Source organism: Actinomycetota bacterium (genome assembly GCA_030682655.1).
Lineage (GTDB): Bacteria > Actinomycetota > Coriobacteriia > Anaerosomatales > JAUXNU01 > JAUXNU01.
On sequence record JAUXNU010000101.1, the window covers coordinates 1 to 2,519 of the forward strand.

Below are 2,519 nucleotides of genomic sequence, written 5' to 3' on the forward strand. Positions count from 1 at the left end.
CCGCCGAGGGTCACACGTAGGCTAGCGATTCAGGTGCGTCAGTCGACGGGAGTCCACGCCTGCAGTCTTTCGACCGTCTGGCAGACATCACAGCGCACGTGAAAGCCCACGATGCGCCGCGCTCGGTCGCGCAGGACCTGTCGATCCCCGCCTGCCTCGGCCGCCGTGAGCACCCCGAACGACAGCGACGATGTCGGTGAGCCAGGCTCATCCGGAATAGCGATGTCGGCTGTGGGCTCAGACGTGATCTGCACGAACAGGCCACCGCCGGCATCGCCCTTGTGAAGCTGTCCGGTCGAGTGCAGGAAGCGCGGACCATAGCCGAGTGTCGTAGCCAGGCGCGTTTCGTTGCGGATGCGCAGCCGAAGCACCCGCAGCGCGGCGTCAGTCTCTGGAGTGGCCCGCACGTACGCCTGTATCGCAACGTAGTCGCCCGTTCGCGCCGACGCCAGCAGGCCCGCTAGCGCCTGTGCGGGATCATCTGCGCTCCCACCGAAGATATCGACGTTGCCGGAGGCACCCGACGGCGTCTCGCCGGGCAGAGATCCTTCGTCCTTGTAGCGTTCGATTGCGCCCCGGGCAAGGATCTTCGCGGCTTCCACGTCGGGCTGGTTGAAGGGGTGGATCCCCATGACATGACCTGCCACGGCGATCGCCATCTCCCAGAGAAACATCTGCGCGCCGAGGTCGTAGACGTCTGCCAGACCGAACTGCAGCACCGGGTGACCGGCGGCCGCAAGCGCATCGAGCCGGACGGCCTCGCGCGCATCTCCCGCCACGTACACCTCGATGAAGACACGGTCGCTGCCATAGACGCCCGGATCGCCGAGCGGCTCACGGACCACTGGGAGTATTCCGTGGCCGGTCTTGCCGGTGCTCTCGGCGATGAGTTGCTCCGCCCAGTCGCCGAAGCTTGCGAACTGCGCCGAAGCGACGAACGTGGCCTTGTCGCGGCCCGCTTTCGCGAGCGCCCCCAAGGCGGCACCGAGCCAGACGCCGGGATTCACCGACGCCGGGTCGGACCACTTGCACGCGAGCGCCGCTCCCAGCGCGGACGAGAGCAGTCGTTTGAGGTCGACGCCTATGAGCGCCGCCGGCACGAGCCCGAAGTGCGAAAGCGCGGAGTAGCGGCCGCCGAGGTTCGGGTTGGCGAGGAACACCTCGCGGAAGCCGAGCGTGCGTCCGAGTGCCTCCAGGGATGTCCCCGGATCGGTCACGGCTACGAAGTGCGACCCGAGGCTCTCGGGGGCGACGACGGCTGCGGTCCGATTGTAGAAGTACTTGAAGAGCGAGAGCGTCTCGGCCGTACCGCCCGACTTGCTTGAAACGATGAAGAGCGTGCGCGAGAGGTCGAGCCGCGATTCAACGTCAGCCACCACGTCAGGGTGTGTGCTGTCGAGGACGAGCAGGTCGAGGTATCCGCTTGCGACTCCGAATGTCTTGCGGAAGACCTCAGGCGCTAGCGAGGATCCTCCCATACCAAGCAGGACCGAGTGTGTGAACCCGTCGGTGCGCGCCCTGTTTGCGAACATACAGAGTCGCTCTACCTGGGCGGTCATCTCGTCCGGGAGGTCGAGCCACCCCAGTCGGTTCTCGATCTCCTCGGGGGACTGGTTCCACACAGTATGATCCCGCTCCCAGACGCGGTTGGAGATCCCGTTGTCGGTGATCTCAGCGAGCGCGGCGTCGACGTCGTCTTGCTTGTCGCTGAGACGGACCATCCGAGAAGGTTCGTCCAGCCAGAGCGGCTTTCCAGTCTCCATTGTGGCCACAGATCCTCCTACAGAACGGTGTGGGTACATCGGGTGTATACCCCCGCCACGCCCTCGGCCGGTTGCCGGGGAATGGCACGTTAGTCGTGTGGAGTGGCAGAGGCACGGGCACATACCCCAAGTATCGTTGCGTCGGCCGGCGCATAAGTAGAGAAGGCGCGTCGGCTTCGCGCACTGTCGCACCATCGAAGGGATTTCCAGAATGAGCAAGCGAGTGAACGCGCCCACCATCCTCGTCGTGTTCGGCGCAACCGGCGATCTGATGGCACGCAAGATCGTCCCATCTATCTTCCATCTCTGGCGAAACGACCTGCTTCCGGACCAATTCCGCGTCGTGGGGTTCTCGCGGCGCGACTGGTCGGACGAGGACTTTCGGAGTCACGTCAAGGCGATTCTGGCCGAGAAGTACCCGGACGCCGCTGACGTCGAGGCTTTCCTCGCCTTGTTCATCTATCAGAGAGGGACCTTCGCGGAGGCGGAGGCCTACCGCTCGCTCGCCATGGTGAGCGCGGGAATCGCCTCATCGTGGGATGCCTGCGCGAACAAGCTCTTCTATCTCGCCGTGCCGCCGGAGAACTACGAGACGATCTTGCACAATCTCGCCGAAAGCAAGTTGACGGCGCCTTGTAGCGAAGCTGAGGGCTACACACGAGTTCTTATCGAGAAGCCGTTCGGTCATGACGTCGCAAGCTCCAAGCAGCTCGACGAGTTGCTTGCGACGCTCCTGCGCGAGGAGCAGATCTACCG

Annotated in this window: 2 protein-coding genes; one reads left to right on the top strand and one right to left on the bottom strand. The window is 64.4% G+C overall.

Going from position 1 to position 2,519, the window contains the following annotated elements; translation table 11 throughout:
• Window positions 1-38: 38 nt before the first annotated feature.
• A complete protein-coding gene (locus Q8K99_05980) occupies window positions 39-1,763 on the bottom strand; it encodes a glucose-6-phosphate isomerase (GenBank protein ID MDP2182099.1) in 1,725 nt (574 codons plus the stop codon).
• Between the two features lie 211 nt (window positions 1,764-1,974).
• Between Q8K99_05980 and Q8K99_05985 the strand changes: the two genes are divergently transcribed.
• A partial coding sequence (locus Q8K99_05985; GenBank protein MDP2182100.1) for a glucose-6-phosphate dehydrogenase occupies window positions 1,975-2,519 on the top strand: 545 nt, incomplete at its 3' end.

Bases quoted from the DNA above. Each gene is read 5' to 3' on its own strand.
- Q8K99_05980 (MDP2182099.1), bottom strand. From the start codon at position 1,763: ATGGAGACTGGAAAGCCGCTCTGGCTGGACGAACCTTCTCGGATGGTC.